The sequence below is a fragment of the Martelella alba genome, from assembly GCF_006516955.1.
Classification (GTDB): Bacteria; Pseudomonadota; Alphaproteobacteria; order Rhizobiales; family Rhizobiaceae; genus Martelella; species Martelella alba.
In genome coordinates this window covers 100,287-122,528 of sequence record NZ_VHLG01000001.1, presented here as the reverse complement: position 1 = coordinate 122,528, position 22,242 = coordinate 100,287, and the positions used below count along the sequence as shown (strand labels likewise).

19 protein-coding genes are annotated in these 22,242 nt (G+C 58.0%); 10 read left to right on the top strand and 9 right to left on the bottom strand.

Features of this window, described 5'->3' with window-relative positions; all coding sequences use genetic code 11:
• Nucleotides 1–40 precede the first annotated feature (40 nt).
• Nucleotides 41–430 (bottom strand): acyl-CoA thioesterase, encoded by a 390-nt coding sequence (locus FJU08_RS00560; RefSeq protein ID WP_141147032.1) that lies wholly within the window; start codon nt 428–430, stop codon nt 41–43.
• 276 nt (nt 431–706) lie between these two features.
• Between FJU08_RS00560 and FJU08_RS00555 the strand changes: the two genes are divergently transcribed.
• From FJU08_RS00555 to clpA, 3 genes are all read left to right on the top strand, one after another.
• Nucleotides 707–1,696, top strand: a complete 990-nt coding sequence (locus FJU08_RS00555; protein WP_181409696.1) for an extensin family protein — start codon at nt 707–709, stop codon at nt 1,694–1,696.
• Nucleotides 1,697–2,159: 463 nt separating this feature from the next.
• Nucleotides 2,160–2,513, top strand: coding sequence for an ATP-dependent Clp protease adapter ClpS (gene clpS / locus FJU08_RS00550; RefSeq protein WP_141147030.1), 354 nt, complete (start codon nt 2,160–2,162; stop codon nt 2,511–2,513).
• A gap of 10 nt (nt 2,514–2,523) precedes the next feature.
• Nucleotides 2,524–4,926 carry an ATP-dependent Clp protease ATP-binding subunit ClpA gene (gene clpA / locus FJU08_RS00545; protein WP_141147029.1) on the top strand — a complete coding sequence of 801 codons (2,403 nt, stop codon included), beginning with the start codon at nt 2,524–2,526 and terminating at the stop codon, nt 4,924–4,926.
• 84 nt (nt 4,927–5,010) lie between these two features.
• On the opposite strand, the gene purQ is transcribed toward clpA, so the two are convergent.
• The 3 genes from purQ to FJU08_RS00530 are packed head-to-tail and all read right to left on the bottom strand — an operon-like array spanning nt 5,011 to nt 6,731.
• Nucleotides 5,011–5,685, bottom strand: coding sequence for a phosphoribosylformylglycinamidine synthase subunit PurQ (purQ, locus tag FJU08_RS00540; RefSeq protein ID WP_141147028.1), 675 nt, complete (start codon nt 5,683–5,685; stop codon nt 5,011–5,013).
• A 22-nt stretch (nt 5,686–5,707) separates the two neighbouring features.
• The gene (purS, locus tag FJU08_RS00535) at nt 5,708–5,950 is read right to left on the bottom strand and encodes a phosphoribosylformylglycinamidine synthase subunit PurS (protein ID WP_141147027.1); all 243 of its coding nucleotides are present in this window, start codon (nt 5,948–5,950) and stop codon (nt 5,708–5,710) included.
• A gap of 16 nt (nt 5,951–5,966) precedes the next feature.
• Nucleotides 5,967–6,731, bottom strand: a complete 765-nt coding sequence (locus FJU08_RS00530) for a phosphoribosylaminoimidazolesuccinocarboxamide synthase (RefSeq protein WP_141147026.1) — start codon at nt 6,729–6,731, stop codon at nt 5,967–5,969.
• Between the two features lie 286 nt (nt 6,732–7,017).
• Between FJU08_RS00530 and FJU08_RS00525 the strand changes: the two genes are divergently transcribed.
• Nucleotides 7,018–7,335, top strand: coding sequence for a DUF1476 domain-containing protein (locus FJU08_RS00525; RefSeq protein ID WP_141147025.1), 318 nt, complete (start codon nt 7,018–7,020; stop codon nt 7,333–7,335).
• 56 nt (nt 7,336–7,391) lie between these two features.
• Here FJU08_RS00525 and FJU08_RS00520 read toward each other — a convergent pair whose 3' ends face one another.
• Genes FJU08_RS00520 through FJU08_RS00500 form a run of 5 tightly spaced genes read right to left on the bottom strand, consistent with a single transcriptional unit; the run spans nt 7,392 to nt 12,858 of the window.
• Nucleotides 7,392–8,612, bottom strand: a complete 1,221-nt coding sequence (locus FJU08_RS00520; RefSeq protein WP_141147024.1) for a molybdopterin molybdotransferase MoeA — start codon at nt 8,610–8,612, stop codon at nt 7,392–7,394.
• Between the two features lie 3 nt (nt 8,613–8,615).
• On the bottom strand, nt 8,616–9,110 hold the full coding sequence (gene moaC, locus FJU08_RS00515) for a cyclic pyranopterin monophosphate synthase MoaC (RefSeq protein WP_141147023.1): 495 nt from the start codon (nt 9,108–9,110) through the stop codon (nt 8,616–8,618).
• Nucleotides 9,107–9,922, bottom strand: coding sequence for an indole-3-glycerol phosphate synthase TrpC (gene trpC, locus FJU08_RS00510; protein WP_141147022.1), 816 nt, complete (start codon nt 9,920–9,922; stop codon nt 9,107–9,109). The genes moaC and trpC overlap by 4 nt, the downstream gene beginning before the upstream one ends.
• Nucleotides 9,923–9,924: 2 nt before the next feature.
• Complete coding sequence (trpD, locus tag FJU08_RS00505) at nt 9,925–10,950, bottom strand: anthranilate phosphoribosyltransferase (protein ID WP_141147021.1); 1,026 nt, start codon at nt 10,948–10,950, stop codon at nt 9,925–9,927.
• Between the two features lie 15 nt (nt 10,951–10,965).
• On the bottom strand, nt 10,966–12,858 hold the full coding sequence (locus tag FJU08_RS00500; protein WP_141147020.1) for a SurA N-terminal domain-containing protein: 1,893 nt from the start codon (nt 12,856–12,858) through the stop codon (nt 10,966–10,968).
• Nucleotides 12,859–13,175: 317 nt separating this feature from the next.
• Between FJU08_RS00500 and FJU08_RS00495 the strand changes: the two genes are divergently transcribed.
• The 6 genes from FJU08_RS00495 (at nt 13,176) to pdhA (ending at nt 22,238) form a co-directional block, all read left to right on the top strand.
• Complete coding sequence (locus FJU08_RS00495) at nt 13,176–17,021, top strand: beta strand repeat-containing protein (RefSeq protein ID WP_141147019.1); 3,846 nt, start codon at nt 13,176–13,178, stop codon at nt 17,019–17,021.
• A gap of 355 nt (nt 17,022–17,376) precedes the next feature.
• Nucleotides 17,377–18,258, top strand: coding sequence for a VOC family protein (locus FJU08_RS00490; protein WP_141147018.1), 882 nt, complete (start codon nt 17,377–17,379; stop codon nt 18,256–18,258).
• Nucleotide 18,259: 1 nt separating this feature from the next.
• Entirely contained in the window at nt 18,260–19,099 is an 840-nt protein-coding gene (gene kdsA / locus FJU08_RS00485) for a 3-deoxy-8-phosphooctulonate synthase (protein WP_141147017.1), read from the top strand.
• A 207-nt stretch (nt 19,100–19,306) separates the two neighbouring features.
• Nucleotides 19,307–20,581, top strand: coding sequence for a phosphopyruvate hydratase (gene eno, locus FJU08_RS00480; protein ID WP_141147016.1), 1,275 nt, complete (start codon nt 19,307–19,309; stop codon nt 20,579–20,581).
• Between the two features lie 155 nt (nt 20,582–20,736).
• Nucleotides 20,737–21,054 (top strand): FtsB family cell division protein, encoded by a 318-nt coding sequence (locus FJU08_RS00475; protein ID WP_141147015.1) that lies wholly within the window; start codon nt 20,737–20,739, stop codon nt 21,052–21,054.
• A 152-nt stretch (nt 21,055–21,206) separates the two neighbouring features.
• On the top strand, nt 21,207–22,238 hold the full coding sequence (pdhA, locus tag FJU08_RS00470) for a pyruvate dehydrogenase (acetyl-transferring) E1 component subunit alpha (RefSeq protein ID WP_141147014.1): 1,032 nt from the start codon (nt 21,207–21,209) through the stop codon (nt 22,236–22,238).
• The last annotated feature ends 4 nt before the right edge of the window (nt 22,239–22,242 follow it).

Genomic DNA, 22,242 nt, shown 5'->3' with positions numbered 1-22,242 from the left:
CGCGAGATTGCCCCTGCCTTCAACGCTGAAGGTGCCTCTGTCAGTGCTGCGGTGGCACCGGTGTCGGTTGACCGTCCTTGTCGACCGCGACCATGACAAACTGCGCTTCCGTCACCTTTTCACGCTTCGGCTTGTCATGGCGATGCACCCAGGCCTCAACATCGACAGTCATGGAGGTGCGTCCGACCCGATCAAAATGGGTATAGACGCAGAGCGTATCGCCAATCTTGACCGGAAGCTTGAAAGACATGGAGTTGACCGCGGCCGTGACAGTACGGTTGGCAGCCCGCTCCGAAGCGCGAACAAAGGCCGCAAGGTCCATCTGCGACATCACCCAGCCGCCAAAAATATCACCTGCCGGATTGGCATTTGCCGGCATCGCGACTGTCCGCATGGTCAGTTCGCCCTTCGGCGACCCAGTATCAATCATCTCCAACTCCTGAATTGGTCGTTTTCGCCCTCAGCCTGTGTGAGGCAACTGTGCGGAACATGAGAAATCCGTCCTGCCGATACAAGATGACAAAGCGCAAGCCAGCCATGCAAAAGCGCCGAGAACAAAGCATTTGTTTACGCTTCTCTGCTTTAATCCCTCTATCGGTTTGAGAAAAAAGAGCGGAATAGTATGGCGTATCCCTCGCTCCTTCGGCGGACGGCTTCTATAGCCGCCCTTACGGCTGCCCTGACGTCGTGTTCAGTCTCGGGGCTGATGACTTCATTTTCGATCGACACGAAGGACACGTCTCCACCGCCGCAAACCAGGGTCGCAACAGCAACACCGCAGCAGGCACCGATCCCGACGCCGGCACCCGGTCAGACCGCGACAGCAACCCCCGCTCGCTCGACAGCCAAGACCGTCGCAACACCATCTGCAGATCAGGTCGTTGCACAGACATCAGCGGGGCAGGGCACTTCTATTGATGGCTATCTCGGCTTTGCCGCCGAGCAACCGTCTGTGACAGTAACAAGGGCAGAGATCAGCACCACCGGTTCAACGCAGGATGCAGTCGCAGCGGTCATTGCCGAAAGCAATCCGAACGTCGACCCGATTGAAACCGCGTCAATCGCGCCTGTGTCGCGCCCTGACATGTCGCAGATGCCGCCCGCGTCGCAATCCCCTTCACAGAGCAAGCTGCCGCAGATCATGCCGCTTGCCGAGCGCCAGTGCCGCAGCGAACTTGCCAAAATGGGCGTGACGTTTGCCGAAATGGAAGCCATTGCCAACGGCGTTCACTGCGACGTGCCTTATCCGATCAAACTCAGGGGACTTTCGGGTGACATCAAGGTTTCGCCTGCGGTCACGATCAATTGCGAAACGGCACTGTCGCTTGCCGAATGGGTGCAAAATGACGTCGCACCGGCCGTGCGCGTGCGCTACCTCACCGGCATTGCCTCCATCAACACAATGGGGGGCTATTCATGCCGCCGCATGAATAATGGCAAGAAAAACACCGACTGGTCGGAACATGCAACCGGCAACGCAATTGATATTGGCGGCCTGACTCTGAAAAACGGCAAGACCATCGAGGTCTCAAAAAAGAGCATCTTTGCCTTTCGGGAGAGGGGATTGCTGACGGCCATCCGCAAAGACAGCTGCTCCTATTTCAATACCGTGCTCGGCCCCGGCTATCCTGAGCACGACGACCATCTGCACCTCGATCTGATGCAGCGCAACTCCGGCAAGCACTATTGTGAATAGGGGTGGGGGTATTTCCACTCCAACCGAACTGCTGCCGCCACCGATAAATTATTTTTATCGGCCTGGCTTCATCAACGCGATGCATTGAAACATCCATTGATCGATACCATTTGCGAGAAAAGGCGCGTCCGGAGGTTTCGACTGACGGCGTGCCTGTCATCGTTCTATTCGCCTCAACCTCACTTCCACAGCCTTAGATGAGATCGGAAGCGACCAGACTGAAGAGATCTCTTCAGACCGCGTAATGTTGCTTTGATTTCGGCCCGTCAAATTCCGGTTGGACAGAACTGACGTCCGGCAGGTCGGACATATTTTCTTAATGACAACGTCGCGCGATGAGCATTAAGATCGTATTTGTCGAAGGGAGCTTGAAAACGAACTCGGAACGAACAGATAGAGATAAGAAGCATGGGCCTGATGATATCTTCGTTGAGACCCGAAAGGATAAACGGAGCCAGATGAAATGATCGCGATGCCGATCCGGATGCAAGATGATCCACCCGAAAAAGGGGGCAATCCGAACCGCGGAACAGCGGTGATCGCGCGCACAAAGCCCAAGGCTAAAAAACCCAGCCTCTACCGGGTTCTCCTGTTGAACGATGACTATACGCCAATGGAATTCGTGGTTCACATTCTGGAGCGCTTTTTCCAGAAGGATCGCGAGGCGGCGACCCGCATCATGTTGAACGTCCACAATAATGGCGTCGGTGAATGCGGTGTTTATACCTATGAAGTGGCTGAAACCAAGGTCAGTCAGGTCATGGATTTCGCCCGCCAGCATCAGCATCCATTGCAATGTGTCATGGAAAAGAAGTGAGGTTCTGATCGTGCCAACATTTTCTCCCAGTCTTGAAAAGGCGCTGCATCAGGCTCTGACCTATGCAAATGAACGGCATCACGAATATGCAACGCTGGAACATCTTCTCCTGGCGCTGATCGATGATTCGGATGCCGCTGCCGTCATGAGCGCCTGCAGTGTAGACCTCGACGTCCTGCGTAAGAACGTAACCGAATATGTCGATACCGAACTGGCCAATCTGGTCACCGGTTATGATGAGGATTCCAAACCGACCTCGGGCTTTCAGCGCGTGATCCAGCGTGCTGTCATTCATGTCCAGTCGTCCGGCCGCGAAGAAGTGACCGGCGCCAATGTGCTGGTGGCGATTTTCGCGGAACGTGAAAGCCATGCTGCCTTCTTCCTGCAGCAGCAGGAGATGACGCGCTACGACGCCGTCAACTTCATCTCCCACGGTATCGGCAAGAAGCCGGGTACATCGGAGAGCCGGCCGCCACGCGGTATTTCCGGCGCGTCGGAAGAAAGCGAGGCCAGCCAGCCGCGCGACAGCGAGGAAACCGGCCGCAAGCAGCCGGATGCGCTGAAGGCCTATTGCGTCAATCTCAATGAGAAGGCGATGAGCGGCAAGATCGATCCACTGATCGGCCGAGAATCGGAAGTCAATAGGACCATTCAGGTTCTGTGCCGCCGCTCCAAGAACAATCCGCTTTATGTCGGTGACCCCGGCGTCGGCAAGACGGCGATTGCCGAAGGTCTGGCCAAGCGCATTGTCGAGGGCAAGGTCCCTGAAGCGCTGCTTGATGCGACGATCTTTTCGCTCGACATGGGCACGCTTCTGGCGGGAACGCGTTATCGCGGTGACTTCGAGGAGCGTCTGAAGCAGGTGGTCAAGGAACTCGAAGAATATGACGGCGCGGTGCTGTTCATTGACGAGATCCACACCGTCATCGGTGCAGGTGCGACCTCGGGTGGGGCGATGGATGCGTCCAACCTGCTGAAGCCTGCGCTTTCCTCCGGAACGATCCGCTGCATCGGTTCGACCACCTACAAGGAATACCGCCAGTTCTTTGAGAAGGACAGGGCGCTGGTGCGCCGCTTCCAGAAGATCGACGTCAATGAACCAAGCGTTGATGATGCCATCGAGATCATGAAGGGGCTGAAGCCCTATTTCGAGGAATATCACAACCTGCGCTACACGAATGAGGCGATCAAGGCGGCTGTCGAGCTGTCGGCCCGTTACATCACTGACCGCAAGCTGCCGGACAAGGCCATTGACGTGATTGATGAAAGCGGTGCGGCACAGATGCTGCTGCCTGCATCGCGGCGCCGCAAGATGATCACCGAAAAGGAGATCGAGGCGACGATTGCGACGATGGCCCGGATCCCGCCGAAGACAGTGTCCAAGGATGACGAGCAGGTGCTTGCCAATCTGGAAAAGGAACTGCGCTCTGTCGTTTACGGGCAGGATGCGGCGATCGATGCGCTTGCGACCGCGATCAAGCTCGCCCGTGCGGGCCTGCGCGAACCCAACAAGCCGATCGGCTCCTATATCTTCTCCGGCCCGACCGGTGTCGGCAAGACGGAAGTCTCGAAGCAGCTGGCCTCCTCGCTTGGCGTGGAACTGCTCCGCTTCGACATGTCCGAATATGGCGAGCGCCATACGGTGTCCCGTCTGCTTGGCGCACCTCCCGGCTATGTCGGCTTCGATCAGGGTGGCCTGCTGACCGATGGCGTCGACCAGCACCCGCATTGTGTCGTGCTGCTTGACGAGATCGAGAAAGCGCATCCGGATATCTACAATATCCTGCTGCAGGTCATGGATCATGGCACGCTGACCGATCACAACGGCAAGAAGATCGACTTCCGCAATGTGATCTTGATCATGACCACCAATGCCGGTGCGACAGAAATGTCGAAATCCGCGATCGGCTTTGGCTCATCAAAGCGGACGGGTGATGATGAAGAAGCGCTGAACCGTATGTTCACGCCGGAATTCCGCAACCGTCTCGACGCGATCATTCCCTTCGCGCCGCTGCCCACCGAGGTCATCCACCAGGTCGTGCAGAAGTTCATCATGCAGCTGGAAACGCAGCTTTCCGATCGCAACGTCACCTTCGAACTGGAAGATGCGGCAATCGAATGGCTGGCCGAGCGTGGCTATGATGAGAAGATGGGCGCACGGCCGCTGTCGCGCGTCATTCAGGAACACATCAAGAAGCCTCTGGCCAATGAGATCCTGTTCGGCAAGCTGAAGAAGGGCGGGATCGTTCGCGTTACCGTCAAGAAAACGGAAGGCGCTGCCAGCGAGTTGGTCCTGGAAGCCATTCCGGATTCGACACCGGTCAAGCCGTCGGAACTCAAGGCTGATGCGCCAAAGGGTGAAGGCAAGTCGAAGCGGAGCAGCCGCAGCCGCAAGTCTGAGGCCAGTTCCTGAGCTTTCGGCGACGAAAGATGAACCAAAAGACGCCGGGTTTTGCCCGGCGTCTTTTTGCATTTCAGTTTCCGAAAGAAACGGTGATCAGGCGGGCTCTACGATGCCAAGCGCCGCCTCGAACAAGGCACGGCCATCACTGCCGCCATGGGCGGCTTCGATCAGGTTCTCGGGATGCGGCATCATGCCGAGAACATTGCCGGCCTCGTTGACGATGCCGGCAATATCGTGAACCGAACCGTTGGGGTTGGTGCCGTCTGCGTAGCGGAAGACAACCTGGCCCTTGTCTTCCATCGCTGCGAGCGTCTCCGGCTCAGCGAAATAATTGCCGTCATGATGGGCAACCGGGCAACGGATGATCTGGCCTTCGGCGTAGTTACTGGTAAAAGCCGTCTTGTTATTGGCGACCTCAAGCTTGACCTCGCGGCAGACGAATTTCAGCGAGGCATTGCGCATGAGTGCACCGGGCAGGAGCCCCGCCTCGACAAGGATCTGGAAGCCATTGCATACGCCAATGACGCGCACGCCCTGACGCGCCTTCTCAGCCACAGCCTGCAGCGCTGGCATGCGTGCCGCAATGGCGCCGCAACGCAGATAGTCACCATAAGAAAAGCCGCCAGGAATGACGATCAGATCGACATCAGGCAATTCCGTTTCCGTCTGCCAGACCGTCACCGGAGGAACACCGGAAATCTTGGTGATGGCGGCCATCATATCACGGTCGCGGTTGAGGCCGGGAAGCTGGATCAGGGCGGTTTTCATGGCAGAAGTCCTTCGGCGTCGCTCAGGCGATCTCGATTGCGTAATTCTCGATGACCGTATTGGCCAGCAGCTTTTCGCACATCGCGGCGACTTCGGTGCGGGCGGCGTCCGCATCGGAGGTGTCGAGAGACAGTTCGAAAACCTTGCCCTGACGCGCTTCACTGACGCCGCCGAATCCGAGCGTGCCAAGCGCTCCTTCGATAGCCTTTCCCTGCGGATCGAGAACGCCGTTCTTCAGGGTGACGATTACGCGTGCTTTAATCACTGCTATTTCCCCAACACTATTTAACCAGAACCGGTCCGCTGGCGCGGGCAGGTTCGTTCTCATTGATGATGCCAAGTCGGCGGGCGACTTCGGAATAAGCACTCAAGACGCCGCTCTTGTCCAGTCGCATCCGGTCACGATCCAGCCTTTCCCGGCTGGAAATATCCCACAGGCGGCAGGAATCGGGCGAAATCTCATCGGCCAGAATGATGCGCATCGTATCGCCTTCATAATAGCGGCCACATTCGATCTTGAAGTCGATAAGCTGGATACCGGCGCCAAGAAAGAGCCCCGAGAGGAAATCATTGATCCGGATCGCCAGCGCCATCATGTCATCAAGCTCGGGCGGGCTTGCCCAGCCAAACGCGGTGATGTGTTCTTCCGAGACCAGCGGGTTGTTAAGCTCATCGGACTTCAGATTGAACTCGATGATCGAGCGCGGCAGAATAGTCCCCTCTTCAAGGCCGAGGCGGCGCGAAAAGGAACCGGCGGCGACATTGCGCACGGCAACGACGAGCGGGATCATCTCGACTTCCTTGATCAGCTGCTCGCGCATGTTCAGCCGGCGGATGAAATGGGTCGGAATACCCATCTGGTTGAGATGGGTGAAGACATATTCGGAAATGCGGTTGTTCAATACGCCCTTGCCATCAATGGTCTCGGCCCGGGCTTCCGGCACGGTTATGGCGTCGTCCTTGAAAAACTGGATCAATGTTCCGGGCTCAGGCCCCTCATAGAGGATCTTGCCCTTGCCCTCATAGACGCGGCGGCGACGATTCATGATGAACTCGCTTCGTTGGCGCAGCAGAATGTCTGCGCAGTTCTTTTATTAAGCGCCGCAATAGCGAAAATGCAATTCATACTCAATGCGGGCGCACATATTTCCAACCCTAATCGCGCATTGTGGCGAGAAGCCGAGTCATAAAAATCGATTAAGCTAAAGAATTTCAATCGAATTAGCTTCAACAGGGTGCTTTTCAATCGTCAGTTTTAGCGTCATCCTTTTGACAATTCCAAAGAAATCGCGCCGCTTCGGGTTGCGACATCAAGGACAAGGGAGACGTGATATGGCCAATCTGCTTTACGACCGTGAACAGGCCTTCGAGGCTGCCTTTGCCCATCAGGAGGCCATGCGCTTCCGCAATACCGCACGCCGCAATCGCATGCTTGCCGCATGGGCGGCGCAACTGCTCGGCCGCGAAGATCTTGAAGTCTATGCAAGCGAAGTCATCGCTGCCGACTTCACCCGTCTTGGTGACGAGGATGTACTGCGCAAGCTCATGCGGGATTTTGCCGAGGCCGGCATTGCCATGGAAGAGGAAGTGCTGCGGATCAAGATGCTCGCCTTTGCCAACGCAGCGCGCCAGCAGGCCGAATGGGTCTAAACCGGAAATTAAGGTGATTAATCAGCCAGCCTCAATAAACCATTGTTTTTATATATTCACGAGTCGAGCATAAGCACGTCTACCGGGTCGCCATCTTTTGCCTCTGGCGCATGCGTTGCCCGGATCAGCAAAGCGTCAGCCAGCGCCAGAACGCTGAGCAGGGAAGAATCCTGCTGAAGCAGCGGCTCCGCCACAACCACGCCCGTTGCATTCTGGACAATCCGCGCCCGGAGATAAGCTTGACGGGGACCGTTCGGCGGCAGCTTTCCGGAAAGCCGCGCCCTCAGCAAGCGCTTCGCTGGCGGCAAGCCAGCCATCATGCGCATCAACGGTTCAAGGAAGACCAGCGCACAGACAAAGCTGGAGACCGGATTACCGGGCAGGCCGACGATGATGGTGCCATCCAGTTTTCCAACCATCAACGGTTTTCCTGGGCGCATGGCGATGCGCCAGAAGTCCAGCGTCATGCCCATGGATTGCAGCACGGGTCGCACCAGATCATGGTCGCCGACAGACGCACCGCCAATGGTGACCAGCACATCTGGCGCCTTCTCCAATGCTGCAGCAATCGCCGCTCGCGTCGCCGTTTCACTGTCACCGGCGATACCACAATCGAAGACCTCAGCACCGCTGGCTCGCATCAGGGCTGAAATGCCCGTTCCGCTTGAGGCGACGATCTGGCCGGTTCCGGGTGTGGTTCCCGGTGGCACCAGCTCGTTGCCCGTGGCAAGAATGGCGAGTTTCGGCTTGCGATAAACATCAAGCCGGTCATGCCCGGCGGCGGCGGCAAGAGAGATCGCGCGAAAATCGAGTTTGCGGCCAGCGCCAAGGATCGGTTGGCCAACGGAAAAATCGAGCCCGGCGGAACGCACATTCGCGCCGCCCGCGACGCCCTCTGTCACGATGATCGTGCCATCTTCAAGGCGTTCAGTATCCTCCTGAATAACGACCGTATCGGCATTTGCGGGCATGGGCGCACCGGTAAAAATGCGCATGGCTTCACCGGAACGAAGGTCTGATGCCGGCGGATCTCCGGCGGCCGTCTCGCCAATCACGCTGAAAACGCTTGAAGCGGAAACACCCTGTGGCGCGGCAACGGCATAGCCATCCATGGCAGATGCGGCAAAGGGAGGATGGGTCAGCCGGGCAGACAGGCCATGCGCAAGCACACGCCCATCAGCCTCGCCAAGCGACACGCTCTCATGAACGCTCACCGGTGAGGCCATTGCCAGGAGCCGCTGCAAGGCATCTTCCACGGGGAGGAGGGGTGCTTTCATGGCTCACACGGCCTTGCGCTGGAAATCACCGCTTTTGCCACCACTTTTCGCAACAAGGCGGACCGCGCCGATTTCCATGGCACGATCAACAGCCTTGGCCATGTCGTAAATGGTGAGACAGGCGACGGAAACAGCGGTCAGTGCCTCCATTTCAACCCCGGTCTGACCGGCCAGCCCGACGGTTGCAGTCACATGAAGGCCAGGCAGATCCTCCATTGGCTCAATATCGACGGCGATCCTGGTCAGCATCAGCGGGTGGCACAGCGGAATAAGATCGGCGGTCTTCTTTGCCGCCATGATGCCGGCGAGCCGCGCCGTGGCAATGACATCACCCTTTTTCGCATTGCCGCTGAGGATCAGCGCCAGCGTCTCCGGTTTCATGCGGACTGAACCTTCAGCCGTCGCCCGGCGCTCTGTCACGGCTTTCTGGCCGACATCGACCATATCCGCCTTGCCGGTTTCGGAAAGATGCGTCAGGCGAGGAGCGTCTTCACTCATTGGGCTGCAACATCCTCGGCACGGCCGAACAGCAGACCGCGGGTCGCCGCTGCGATATCGCTCTGGCGCATCAGACTTTCGCCGACGAGGAAGGTTGAAATGCCGGACTTTTCAAGCTTCAGGCAATCATCATGCGTGAAGATCCCGCTTTCACCGACCATGAAGCGGTCATCCGGAATCATCCGCGACAGCCGCTCGCTGGTCTCCAGCGATACTTCGAAATTGCGCAGATTGCGGTTGTTGATGCCGATCATCGGCGAGGAAAGCTTCAGCGCCCGCTCGCATTCCTCGGCATTATGAACCTCGATCAGTGCGTCCATGCCAAGTTCAAACGCGGTGTCCTGGAGACGCTCGGCGTCATCATCGGAAAGGCTCGCCATGATGATCAGGATACAGTCGGCACCCCAAGCGCGCGCCTCATAAACCTGATAGGGCTCAAACAGAAAATCCTTGCGCAAGGCCGGCAGACTGCAGGCAGCCCGCGCTGCGACGAGAAATTCCGGCGCGCCCTGAAAGCTCGGCGCATCGGTCAGGACAGAAAGACAGGCGGCCCCACCGTCTTCATAGGCTTTGGCGAAGGCCGGCGGATCGAAATCGGCCCGAATCAGGCCTTTGGACGGGCTCGCCTTCTTGATTTCGGCAATCAGGCCAAAAAGTCCGGCGTCCTGTTTGGCCCGCAACGCCTTGTAGAAACCGCGGGGCGCATCCTGATCAGCGGCTTTCGCCTTGATCTCGTCAAGCGGGCAGACGGCCTTGGCAGCAGCAATTTCCGCGCGCTTATAGACCTCGATCTTCTTCAGAATATCGGTCATGGCTAGGCGGCCTCCTCTTCCTCATTGGAAACGGCAACAAGTCGATCCAGCGCTGCCGCCGCATTTCCGCTGTCGAGAGCATCGGCTGCAATGGCCATGGCATCGGCAATGGTTTCGCCCTTGCCCGCAATCAGCAGGGCCGCAGCGGCATTGCAAAGCGCGACATCGCGATAGGCATTTTGCGCGCCGGACAGAACATCACGCAAAGCCCGGGCATTGACCTTGCCATCCCCGCCCTGAAGGGCAGACAGCCCAACCGTGGGAACGCCAAAATCGGCAGGCGTCAATTCATAGGTCCTGATCTTGCCATCGCTCAGTTCGGCGACATTGGTCCGGCCTGTCGTGGTGATTTCGTCCATGCCTGAACCATAAACGATCCACACGCGCTCAGAGCCGAGGTCGCGCAGCACTTCAGCCAGCGGCTCCACCCATTCGTCTGAATAGACGCCGAGCAACTGGTGCTTGACGCCGGCCGGGCTGGACAGCGGCCCGAGAAGATTGAAGATCGTGCGGGTGCCAAGTTCCACGCGGGACGGGCCGACATGGCGCATTGCCGCATGATGGGTCTGGGCAAACATAAAGCCAATACCCGCCTCGGCAATACAGCGGCTGATAAGCTGGGGGCCGATGTCTAGCTTGACGCCAAGCTCCGACAGGCTGTCAGCCGCTCCCGATTTTGATGACAGGGCACGGTTGCCATGCTTGGCGACCGGGGTCCCGGCTCCTGCCGCAATGATGGCGGCGAGGGTTGAAATATTGTAGGTTCCGGTTCCGTCTCCGCCCGTGCCGACGATGTCAACCGCGCCCTCAGGCGCGGCAACCTTGAGCATTTTGGCGCGCATGGTGGTCACCGCGCCAACAATCTCGTCAACCGTTTCACCCTTCACCCTAAGTGCCATGAGAAAGCCGCCGATCTGCGACGGCGTTGCCTCTCCAGACATGATGATATCGAAGGCGCGTTCGGCCTCTGCGCCAGTCAGAGACTGGCGCGCTGCGACCTTGGCGATGAAGGGCTTGAGTTCAGACATTTTCTTTCCAGTCGACTACATATTGGTGATCTGCTGAGCCAGCGTCTGGTTGATGTTGACACCATATTCGCTTCTCAGCTTGTTGACCATTTCGTCAAGGATATCGTCCCCGGCGGCCGTCGCAACCTGATTGATCGATTGCTCGTCGGCATTGGAGGCAATGGCATCGCCGGTGTCGACAATCGCCGTCACCTTCAGCAGGATCTGCTCATTGCCATTGTCACGCGGCGCTGTGGCCACCGTTGAAAGCTGCCCGGAAAATGCAGCGGTAATCGCATCGGGACCAAGATCCGGATCCTGGCTGTTGCGGCGGATCGGCTTGCTCTGCTGAACCGAGATCGCCAGATCACTGGCAATATCCTCAAGACTGGTGCCGGCTTCGACTTCGGCCTGCAATTCCTTGGCCTTGGCTTCCAGTTCCTTCTTCTGTTCAGCGGCAGCCCAGTCGGCTTCAACCTTGCTGCGAACTTCATCGAAAGTTCTGTCACGAGAAGGGGTTACACCGGTGACTTCATACCAGACATAACCACCGTCACTGAGGCGAAGCGGCAGGTTTTCGGTTCCCTGTTCAGCCGCGAAGGCTGCAGAAATCAGCTGCGTTCCGAGCGGCACATCGGCAACCTCATCGCCGCTCGGATCAAGACCGCTGCTGTCGACATTGTCGATCGTCTTCGGCTTCAGGTTGAGTGCTTCGGCAGCTTCTGCCAGCGTCTTGCCGGAGGCACGCAGGTCATCATACTGATTTTCGACATTCAGGATGTCATCCGAGGCCTGCTGGATTGCCAGATCCTGGCGGATCTGAGCCTTGACGCTATCGAAACTCGCAACAGATTCGGGCGTGATATTGCTGACACGGACGATGACCGGACCAAAAGCGCCCTGAACCACACCGCTGGTGCCGCCAGACTTCTGGATGGAAAAGGCGGCCTCATCAACGGCGGCATTGGGAAGTTCACCCTTTGCAAAGGTCCCGAGTGACACGTCGTCAATGGTCGCGCCCTGATCCTTGACCAGCTGATCGAAGGTCTTCGAACCGTCCTTCAGCGCTTCAGCCGCAGCTTCTGCATCAGCCTGATTGGCGAAGGTCAGCTGCTCGATCGTACGCTTTTCCGGCGTCGTATAATTGCCGATCCGCGACTCGTAGTCAGCCTTCACGTCAGCGTCGGAGACAGCGCCCGGATCTGCAATATCGGCCGGCTGCAATTCGACATAGGAAATGGCGCGATATTCCGGTGCCTTGTAGATCGGCTTGCGCGCTTCGAACCACGGCTTGAGGACGTCATCGCCCGGCGACTTGATCGGGTCAATGAAAGCATTCGTCAGAACCAGATAGTCAACGACGCGCGACTGGGTGCGAAACTCACGGATTGCATCAACCAGCGTCTTCGGCGGGGCAAAGCCATCAGCAAGCGCATCGACGATCTGGCTGCGCACGGCGATCTTGCTGGTCGCGGCAACATAATCATCCTCGTTCAACCCGGCATTGCGCAGAAGCGCGGTAAATTGCTGGCGGCTGAACTGACCATTTGCCCCCTGGAAGGCCTTGTCTTCGGCAATGATCTGCGCAAGCCGGTCTTCCGACAGGCCCAGTTTCATTTCTGAAGCGATCTGATCAAGCGCGGCACCGGCGATCAGCTGGGCATAGACCTGCTGGTCGACACCAAGCATGCGCGCCTGTTCACTGGTCAGCTGCCGGCCATATTGCTGCGACAGGCTGTTGAGCTGGCGCTGATAGGCAAGCCGGAATTCATTCGTGGAAACTTCCTGGTCACCGACCTTGATCACCACATCCGAGCTGCCCGACAGCAGCGAGCTTGAAACACCCCAGATGCCGAACGAGACAACAAGGACAATCAGCAGAAGTTTCGCCACCCAGGTCTGGGCGCCTTTTCGCATGACATCGAGCATTCTTAAGCGGTTCCTGTTCGCAGTCTTTCGTTATTGAGCAAGCTTCTTAGACCAAGACGGAACGGAATTGAAGCCGCAGGGCCAATCATTGAAAGGCCAATGTAGCCGAAATGCGGTCAGTTCGACCCGCAGCCGCCCGGGCAAGGGGAAAGTCTTTGTTAACCATAATCATGGGGAGCACCATGGCAGCCCCTGATGCAAGAGCTTTTTAAGGCTTCGCTGTCAAAAAGAAAACTGTTCCGAGCAATGTTGAGTCGCATGAACGGGGTTTCACTCAACAAAAGACGACTGACTGCAGGCGAGCGGGGAGAATCAGCATGACGAAACGCAAGACAGCGAGCACGACCCTGAAGGGGCTCTTTCTGTGTTCGTCAGCATTGTCGCTTCTTCTGCCTGCCCAGAGTTTCGCCGCCACTTTCGATTGGCTTGGCACCAATACATCCTGGTATGACGCTGATAACTGGACGACGTCGGACACGACCACAAACACCTATCCGGGCTATGACGATACCGCTAACATCAATGATACGAGCGTCTATCCGTCTCTTGCAACTGATGGCGGCGTCAATGTCGGAACACTGGTGATAGGCACCACCGGCACAGGCTCGATGACGTCGGTCGCCGCTCTCCAGACCCAGTCGATCACAATCGGCCAGGACGCGGGCAGCACCGGCACACTCTCGATATCAACATCTGGCGGTTATTTCTCCAATACGGGCGCAATCTATGTCGGCGATGGCGGCACGGGCACGCTCAGCATCACCGATGATGCTGACGGCAATAGTCAGGGCCTCGTTATCGGCAACGCTTCGACAGGTTCGGGAACAGTAACGCTCAGCGGGAGCGGTTCGTCCCTCAATATTTACGGCTCGCTGAGTGAGGTTGGCCTCCGTGTCGGCAATTCGGGAACGGGCACACTGACAGTTTCGGACGGTGCCTATCTCCAGACCAACGACACGACCATCGGCCTATACTCCACCGGAAACGGTACCATGACGGTGACCGGCAGCGATACGGTCTGGGAAGGCTATGGAGATCTCGAAATCGGCCGCGGCGGTACCGGCACGCTGACCATTTCCGATGGCGCTGCCACCATCAGCGACAATGTCAGCATCGGCCTTTTTACAGGTGGCGTCGGAACGGCGACCGTTACCGGCAGCGATACGACCTGGACCGTCTACAATGACATTGTCCTTGGCGGCAATGTCGATGGCACCGGCACGGCGGGCACCGGAACGCTTTCCGTCATGGACGGCGCCGTCATGTCTGCCACCAACGCCACAGTCGGATCGGCCACAAGCTCCAGCGGAACCGTGAATGTCGATGGCAGCGGCTCGCAATGGGCGCTGCGCGGCACGCTTTCGGTCGGCGACGCCGGTACGGGCGAAGTCAATATCAGCAATGGTGCCGAAGTGACAGCCGATTCAGCCGTCGTCGGCAACGCGGCAACCGGAACCGGATCCATTACCCTTTCTGACAGTGACAGCAGCCTGACAACCACCAATGCAATAACCGTCGCAAGCTCCGGCACGGGCACTGTGACGGTCAGCGACGGTGCAACGCTTTCGACCAATGGCGCAGTCATAGGCGAAAATTCCGGCGCCGATGGTTCGGTCACCCTATCCGGCGACGGCGCCAGCTGGACAAATAGTTCGACCCTTGTCGTTGGCCAGTCCGGCACGGGATCGCTGACTGTCGAAAATGGTGCAACAGCGACCAACACGACAACGACGATCGGCGCAGATGCCACAGGTGAGGGCAGCGTGACCGTGACCGGCACGGGCTCGACCTGGACGGTCAATGGCGACCTCACCGTGGCGGATAGCGGCACAGGCTCGCTATCTGTCGAAGATGGCGGAACGGTCACCAGCACCCAGACCGTGATCGGTTCTGCCAGCGGCTCAACCGGCAGCGTCAGCGTCAGCGGCGCGTCCAGCACATGGACGGTGACAGGCGGCATCACCGTCGGCGCCTCGGGCACCGGCAGCCTGACTGTTGCCGATGGCGCCACGGTGACCACCGACAGCCTGACCATCGCTTCCGAAAGCGGTTCTACCGGTTCGCTCAATATCGGCGCAGCTGATGGCGAAACGGCCGCGGCAGCTGGCTCGCTGGACGTTGACACGGTCAGTTTCGGCAGCGGGACGGGAACGCTTGTATTCAACCACACCGACAGCGACTATGTCTTTGACACGGTTGTGTCCGGCACGGGCTCCATTCTGGTGGAGAGCGGCACAACCATTCTCACCGCCGAAAACACCAATGAAGGCACCACGGCAATTTATGACGGGGCGACCCTTCAGATCGGCAATGGCGGAACAACCGGTTCACTTGGCGGCAATGTTAGCATTGCCGATGGCGGAACGCTGACCTTTGACCGCTCCGACGCGATCAGCTTTGCGGGAACTATCTCCGGCGACGGAACGCTGGTGAAAGATGGTGCGGGCACGCTGACACTGACGGCCGACAGTGATTTTTCCGGCACAACCAGCGTCACCAGCGGCACGCTTCTGGTGGATGGCACGCTGTCTTCATCACTGTTCAACGTTGCCTCAGGCGCGACGCTTGGCGGTTCCGGCACGGTCGGCGATGTGGCGGTTGCGACGGGCGGCACTTTTCAGTCCGGTGATGAAAATGGCGCGATCAGCGTCGATGGCGACCTGACCTTTTCGACCGACGCGACCTATGTCGCCTATATCGCTGACGGCTCTTACATGGCGACCGTCAGCGGTGACGTCAGCTTTGACAGCACCGAAGTTGCTGTTACTTTCGCGCCCGGCGGAACTCTTAAACAGAGCTATACCCTGCTTCAGGCCGGCAGCATTTCCGGTGACTACGGCGCAACGGTCAGCGATCTGCCGAGCCATTTCAAGGGGACTGTGACCGATGACGGCAGCGAGCTTGATTTGTCACTGGTCTATGTTGGCGGCGACTATAGTTTCTCCACACTTGGCCAGGGCGTGAACAACGTTCTCGTCAGCGCCTTCAATGACGGCAAGGCGCTGTCGGGAGCACTGTCCGCCGCCATGCTTCTGGACGGCAGCGACTATGAAAATGCCATGACGACACTGGGCGGCGAGCTTGGTGTCAATGCGACGACAGCCGCCAGTTTCGGCATGCAGAGCCTCCTTGCCCGGACCACCAATCCCTCGCGCATGACGAATGCCTGGCGGCCTATGACAGATGAAAGCGATACGTCTGACAACGATACGCTGCCGACCGTTGCTGCCGGCTACTGGACGACTGAGACACGGGCGCAGCCGCAATGGGACTGGGCCTATACCGGCCGTGGATCGATTTATCGGGACTTTGCGCCGAGCCATTCAGGCTGGTTCGAATACAGCCATCAGGCAAGCAGCGTCGGCGGCGACAGGCAGGCGGGCAATTCCGCTGCTGATATCAACGGCAATATCTTTGAGGGCGGCTTTATGGCCTCACTCACTCCCGGCAGCCAGATTGGCGTGGTGATTGGCGGCGGCAACAGCCGCTACGACCAGAATGACCAGGATGGCTATGCCAACGACACCAACTTCCACGCAGCGCTCGTGGCGATGGGCCAGACGGAAGAGGGCGCCTATGGTACAGCTGCGCTTGCCGTCGGCGTCGACGGTGTTGACACCAATCGCACCGTCTCGCTCAACGGCGTGACGGACAAGCTGCGCGGCAGCTATAATGCCACCAGTGTCGGCGGACGCGCGGAGGGCGGATTCCGCATCGCAGCCAACGATTTTGCAGTCATCCCCTTTGCCGCGGCCAGCATCGCCTATACCAGCGCCCCCGGCTATCATGAAAAGGTCACTTCCGGCACAGGCACATCAGCACTCGCCTATGGCAGCAGTGACATTCTGCGCGGCACGGTCGAGGCGGGGATCGGCTTTGATACCGCCGCCGGACGCGTTCCGCGCAGCTTCTCTATCAATGGCCGGGCAGCCTATGTCTATCGCTATGGTAATGCCAGTGGCGCGACGGCAAGCTTCATCGCGCTGCCGGGCTATGGCTTTACGATTGCCAGCAACGCCCCGACAGGCAGCGCCGTGGCTGCCAATCTGGGCGCGACAATCCGCATCTCCACGCAGACCGATATTTCCTTCACCGCCTATGGTGAATGGTCTCCCGACTATTCGACGCTGATCGCCTCGGCCAAGCTGCGCTATATCTGGTAAGGCGGGTAATATCAGGCCGAGGAGCGATGGCGGCCGTGTTCTGGGCGTTCAGACTGCGGACAAACCTCGCCCCATATTCTGACGTCAGGCCTGTGCCTGGCCCACAGGCATGAGGTTGACGCGCGTCGGCGCGGCGAAAGAACATCTCAATTCAAGGCCTTATGAATCTGGATCCCCGTGGACCAAGCACGGGGATGATGAGGGAGGGGCGGTTAATCCATCTCAAGCCTGCAATATGAACGGCTTCGTCAGCAGTCTGCGCAGCCATGTTTTCGCCGCTTACCCTTTCGATACTTGCAAATCCCGTCAAGCGCGCCCATGCTCCCGCATCGGCTTTTCGTAAAGGGAGGAAATCATGGCATCTACAAGCCATCGATCGGTCGATCATCTGGTTTTGCCAGTTGTCGACCTGGCAACCGCGAGATTGCGTCTTTCCGCACTCGGTTTCGCCGTGGCACCAGAGGCGCGACATCCCTTCGGCACAGAAAATGCCTGCGTCTATTTCACCGATTCGACCTATCTCGAACCGCTGGCCATTGCTGACCTGAAGCTCTACCGGCAATCCGCACTCAACGGAAATCCCTTTGTCCAACGCGATGCAGCCTATCGCTTTCGCCAGGGTGAAGACGGTCTGTCGGCAGTTGTTTTAACCAGTGAAGATAGTGAAGCGGATGAAGCCCTGTTTCAGGATAAGGCCATCGCGGCGGGTTCCTTGCGCTTCTCGCGGCCCTATCGCGATGCTGACGGGCTTGAGGGTATGGCCAGCTTTTCGCTCGCCTTCGCGGCCGATCTGCGCGCGCCTGATCTGTTTTTCTTCACCTGCCAGCGCACTGCGCCGCTTGCCGTTCCCGGTGAATTGCTATCGCACCCCAATGGGGTCACCGGCATGGCTGAAATCATATTGGCGGAAGTCCGGCCGATGGATTTCGAACCTTTCGTGCATTCGGCATCCTTTAGTCACGATGTGACGCTTCACCCGCATGGTGTCTGTTTTTCGACAGGCACAGCCACTATTTCGGTTTGCGAACACGGCTACGCCGAGACGATGCTGGGCCTTGCCCCGGCCTCCGGCGAGCGCGGCCTTGTTGCACGCGGTATCGTTTTCGACATCACCGATCTGGCGGCCTGCGACAATTTGCTTGACGCCAATGGCGTAAATCACCATGCAGGGGACGGACTGATCATCGTTCCGCCGGCGCCCGGTCAGGGCGTCACCTTCGCGTTCAGGGAAGCATGACATGACGAATTCTACCGTAATTGCAGGCAGCGGCGACAAGGCTGTGGCCTTTTCCAGCAGCACTCCGCTTTCGCTGATCGCCGGGCCGTGCCAGATGGAAAGCCGCGAGCATGCCTTCATGATGGCTGGGAGGCTTTCCGAGATCTGCGCCAAGGCGGGAATCGGCCTAGTCTACAAATCCTCCTTCGACAAGGCCAACCGCACTTCGCTCAGCGCGGCACGTGGCATCGGCCTCGACAAGGCGCTGGAGATCTTTGCCGATCTGAAAAAGGAATTCGGCTTTCCGGTTCTGACGGATATTCACACTGAAGAGCAATGCGCCGAAGTCGCTCCCGTCGTTGATGTGCTTCAGATCCCGGCCTTTCTGTCCCGCCAGACCGATCTTCTGATTGCCGCCGCAAAGACCGGCCGTGTCATCAACGTCAAGAAGGGGCAGTTTCTCGCGCCCTGGGACATGAAGAACGTGCTTGCCAAGATCGTCGATAGTGGCAATCCCAATGTCCTGCTCTGTGAGCGCGGCGCATCCTTCGGCTACAATACGCTCGTCTCCGATATGCGCTCGCTGCCGATCATGGCGGCAACCGGCGCGCCGGTGATCTTTGACGCCACCCATTCCGTGCAACAGCCGGGCGGGCAGGGCGGCTCCACCGGCGGGCAGCGCGAATTCGTGGAAACCCTTGCGCGCGCAGCTGTTGCCGTCGGCGTCGCGGGTGTTTTCATCGAGACACACGAGGACCCGGACAACGCGCCATCCGATGGTCCAAACATGGTTCCCCTCGCCGAAATGCCACGTCTGATCGACAAGCTCATGGCTTTTGACGCGCTGGCAAAGGCAGGGTAATGTCACGCATGCATGCAAAGGTTCCACCAGCGATTTTTCGCATTCAATCGATCGAAATTTTTCAATCGTCATAGTACTGGCGGAGAAACTGCATTATGCGTTTTGTCGCAGTGAGCCGGGCCGACGGCCCGCATCTGCGGGGAATGCTCCCGCCGCCTCCCAAGCGGCTCACATTGGTTTAAAAGCAAAGTCGACAGGTAAAAAAACATGACGACAATCACTGATATTCTCGCCCGCGAAATCCTGGACAGCCGTGGCAACCCGACGGTTGAGGTGGACGTGTACCTGGAAGACGGAAGCATGGGCCGCGCTGCTGTTCCCTCGGGCGCTTCCACCGGCGCCCACGAAGCCGTCGAACTGCGCGACGGCGGCAGCCGTTACCTGGGCAAAGGCGTGCAGAAGGCTGTCAACGCCGTGCGCACCGAAATCTTCGAAGCCGTTGTTGGTCTTGAAGCCGAAGACCAGATGGAAATCGACGACACGATGATCAAGCTGGACGGCACGCCCAACAAGGGCCGCCTCGGCGCCAACGCCATTCTCGGCGTTTCGCTGGCAACGGCAAAGGCTGCTGCCAACGCTGCTGGCCTGCCGCTCTACCGCTATGTCGGTGGCGCCAATGCCCATCTGCTGCCGGTCCCGATGATGAACATCATCAATGGCGGCGAACATGCCGACAACCCGATCGATTTCCAGGAATTCATGATCATGCCGGTCGGCGCCGACACCATGGCCGACGCGATCCGCATGGGTTCCGAAATCTTCCACACGCTGAAGAAGCAGCTGTCTTCCGCCGGTTACAACACCGCAATCGGTGATGAGGGCGGTTTCGCACCGGCACTTGAGAGCACCCATTCCGCACTCGACTTTGTTATGAAGTCGATCGAAAAGGCCGGCTACAAGCCCGGTGAAGATGTCTTCCTCGCCATGGATGCTGCCTCCACCGAATTCTACAAGGACGGCAAATATGTCATGGAAGGCGAAGGCAAGACCTTCGACTCCGGCGAAATGGCTGCCTATCTCGCTGACCTGATCGGCAAATATCCGATCTTCTCGATCGAAGATGGTCTGGCCGAAGATGACTGGGAAGGCTGGAAAGCGCTGACCGCCCTGATCGGCAACAAATGCCAGCTCGTCGGCGACGACCTGTTCGTCACCAATTCGAAGCGTCTGCGCGATGGCATCAAGATGGGCGTTGGCAATTCGCTGCTCGTCAAGGTCAACCAGATCGGCTCACTGACGGAAACGCTTGACGCTGTCGAGACCGCCCACAAGGCTGCCTACACCGCCGTCATGTCGCACCGTTCCGGTGAAACCGAAGATTCGACCATTGCCGATCTCGCCGTCGCCACCAATTGCGGACAGATCAAGACCGGTTCGCTGTCGCGCTCCGACCGTCTGGCCAAGTACAACCAGCTGATCCGCATCGAGGAAGACCTCGGACCGACAGCTGTCTATGCTGGTCGCTCGATCCTGAAAGCCTGAGCGAAACACGAGGCACAACAACCTGTTATGGTTGTATAAAATTCAAAGCAAAGCCCGCGACTTTCTGACGTCGCGGGCTTTGTCATTCAAGCCTTGTTAAGCTTATCCGAATAACGTGTCTGCATATTGTATTGCGTTGGTTACCGGTAGGCCTCATGTGGACCCGTCATCATAAAGCCCGTATCTATGGACGCCTTGTCGTCCCGGCAATCGCCGCCTGCTTCATGGGCTACTTCATCTATCATAGCATCCATGGCGATTTCGGCATGATTGCCGCCAAACAGTTCGAGGAACACAAGGAGCTGAACCAGCGCCGACTCGACAAGCTGGTGGCCGAGCGTGAATCCCTTCAGCAACAGGTAAAAACCCTGTCTGACGGCTCTCTTATGAAAGATGCGCTTGACGAACGCGCCCGCTACGCACTCAATATGTCGAGACCGGATGAAATCGTGATTTTTGACAGGGATCTCTAATTAACTGAAATTGAGTTAATATAGATTTTATTGTTATTTAACATATAGATAAAGCAATATTTATTGCCATAAATCTAGCATTGCCGTCGCACATAAAACTCCCTATGTTGAGCGTCACATTATAAGTGTATCCTTCAAAAAGGGAGGTTCGCATGGCGCCCCAGAATTCAGCGTCCGGCACATCTCGTAAATCATCCAAAAAAGACAATGGCGCACCGATCGTGGATTTCGACCGCGATCAGGAAATGCATGCCTATCGCGAAATGCTGCTGATCCGCCGTTTCGAGGAGAAGGCCGGCCAGCTTTACGGCATGGGTTTCATCGGTGGTTTCTGCCATCTCTATATCGGCCAGGAGGCCGTTGTCGTCGGCATGCAGATGTCCCTGAAGGACGGCGACCAGATCATTACCAGCTATCGTGACCACGGCCACATGCTTGCTACCGGCATGAATGCCCGCGGTGTCATGGCCGAACTGACCGGCCGCCGCTCGGGTTATTCCAAGGGCAAGGGCGGCTCGATGCACATGTTCTCCAAGGAAAAGAATTTCTACGGTGGACACGGCATCGTCGGCGCCCAGGTTCCGATCGGGACCGGTCTCGCATTCGCAAATCATTACCGCGACAATGACAATGTATCGGTTGTCTATTTCGGCGATGGCGCATCGAACCAGGGCCAGGTCTACGAAAGCTACAACATGGCCAAGATCTGGGATCTGCCGGTCATCTATGTGATCGAAAACAACCGCTATGCCATGGGCACCTCGGTTGCGCGTTCGTCAGCGCTGGGTGATTTCTCCAAGCGGGGCTCGTCCTTCAACATTCCCGGCCTTGCCGTGGATGGCATGGATGTCCGCGCCGTCAAGGCTGCCGCTGATGAGGCCGAAGCCCATTGCCGCGCTGGCAAGGGTCCGATCATCCTTGAAATGAATACCTATCGTTACCGTGGCCACTCCATGTCCGACCCGGCGAAATATCGCAGCAAGGACGAAGTGCAGAAGATGCGCTCGGAGCATGACCCGATCGAACAGGTCAAGGCCCGTCTTCTCGACAAGGACTGGGCAAGCGAAGAAGAGCTGAAGAATATTGACAAGGACGTTCGCGGTATCGTCGCCGACGCTGCCGATTTCGCCCAGACCGATCCCGAGCCCGATGTATCCGAGCTCTACACCGATATTCTGCGTTAAGACG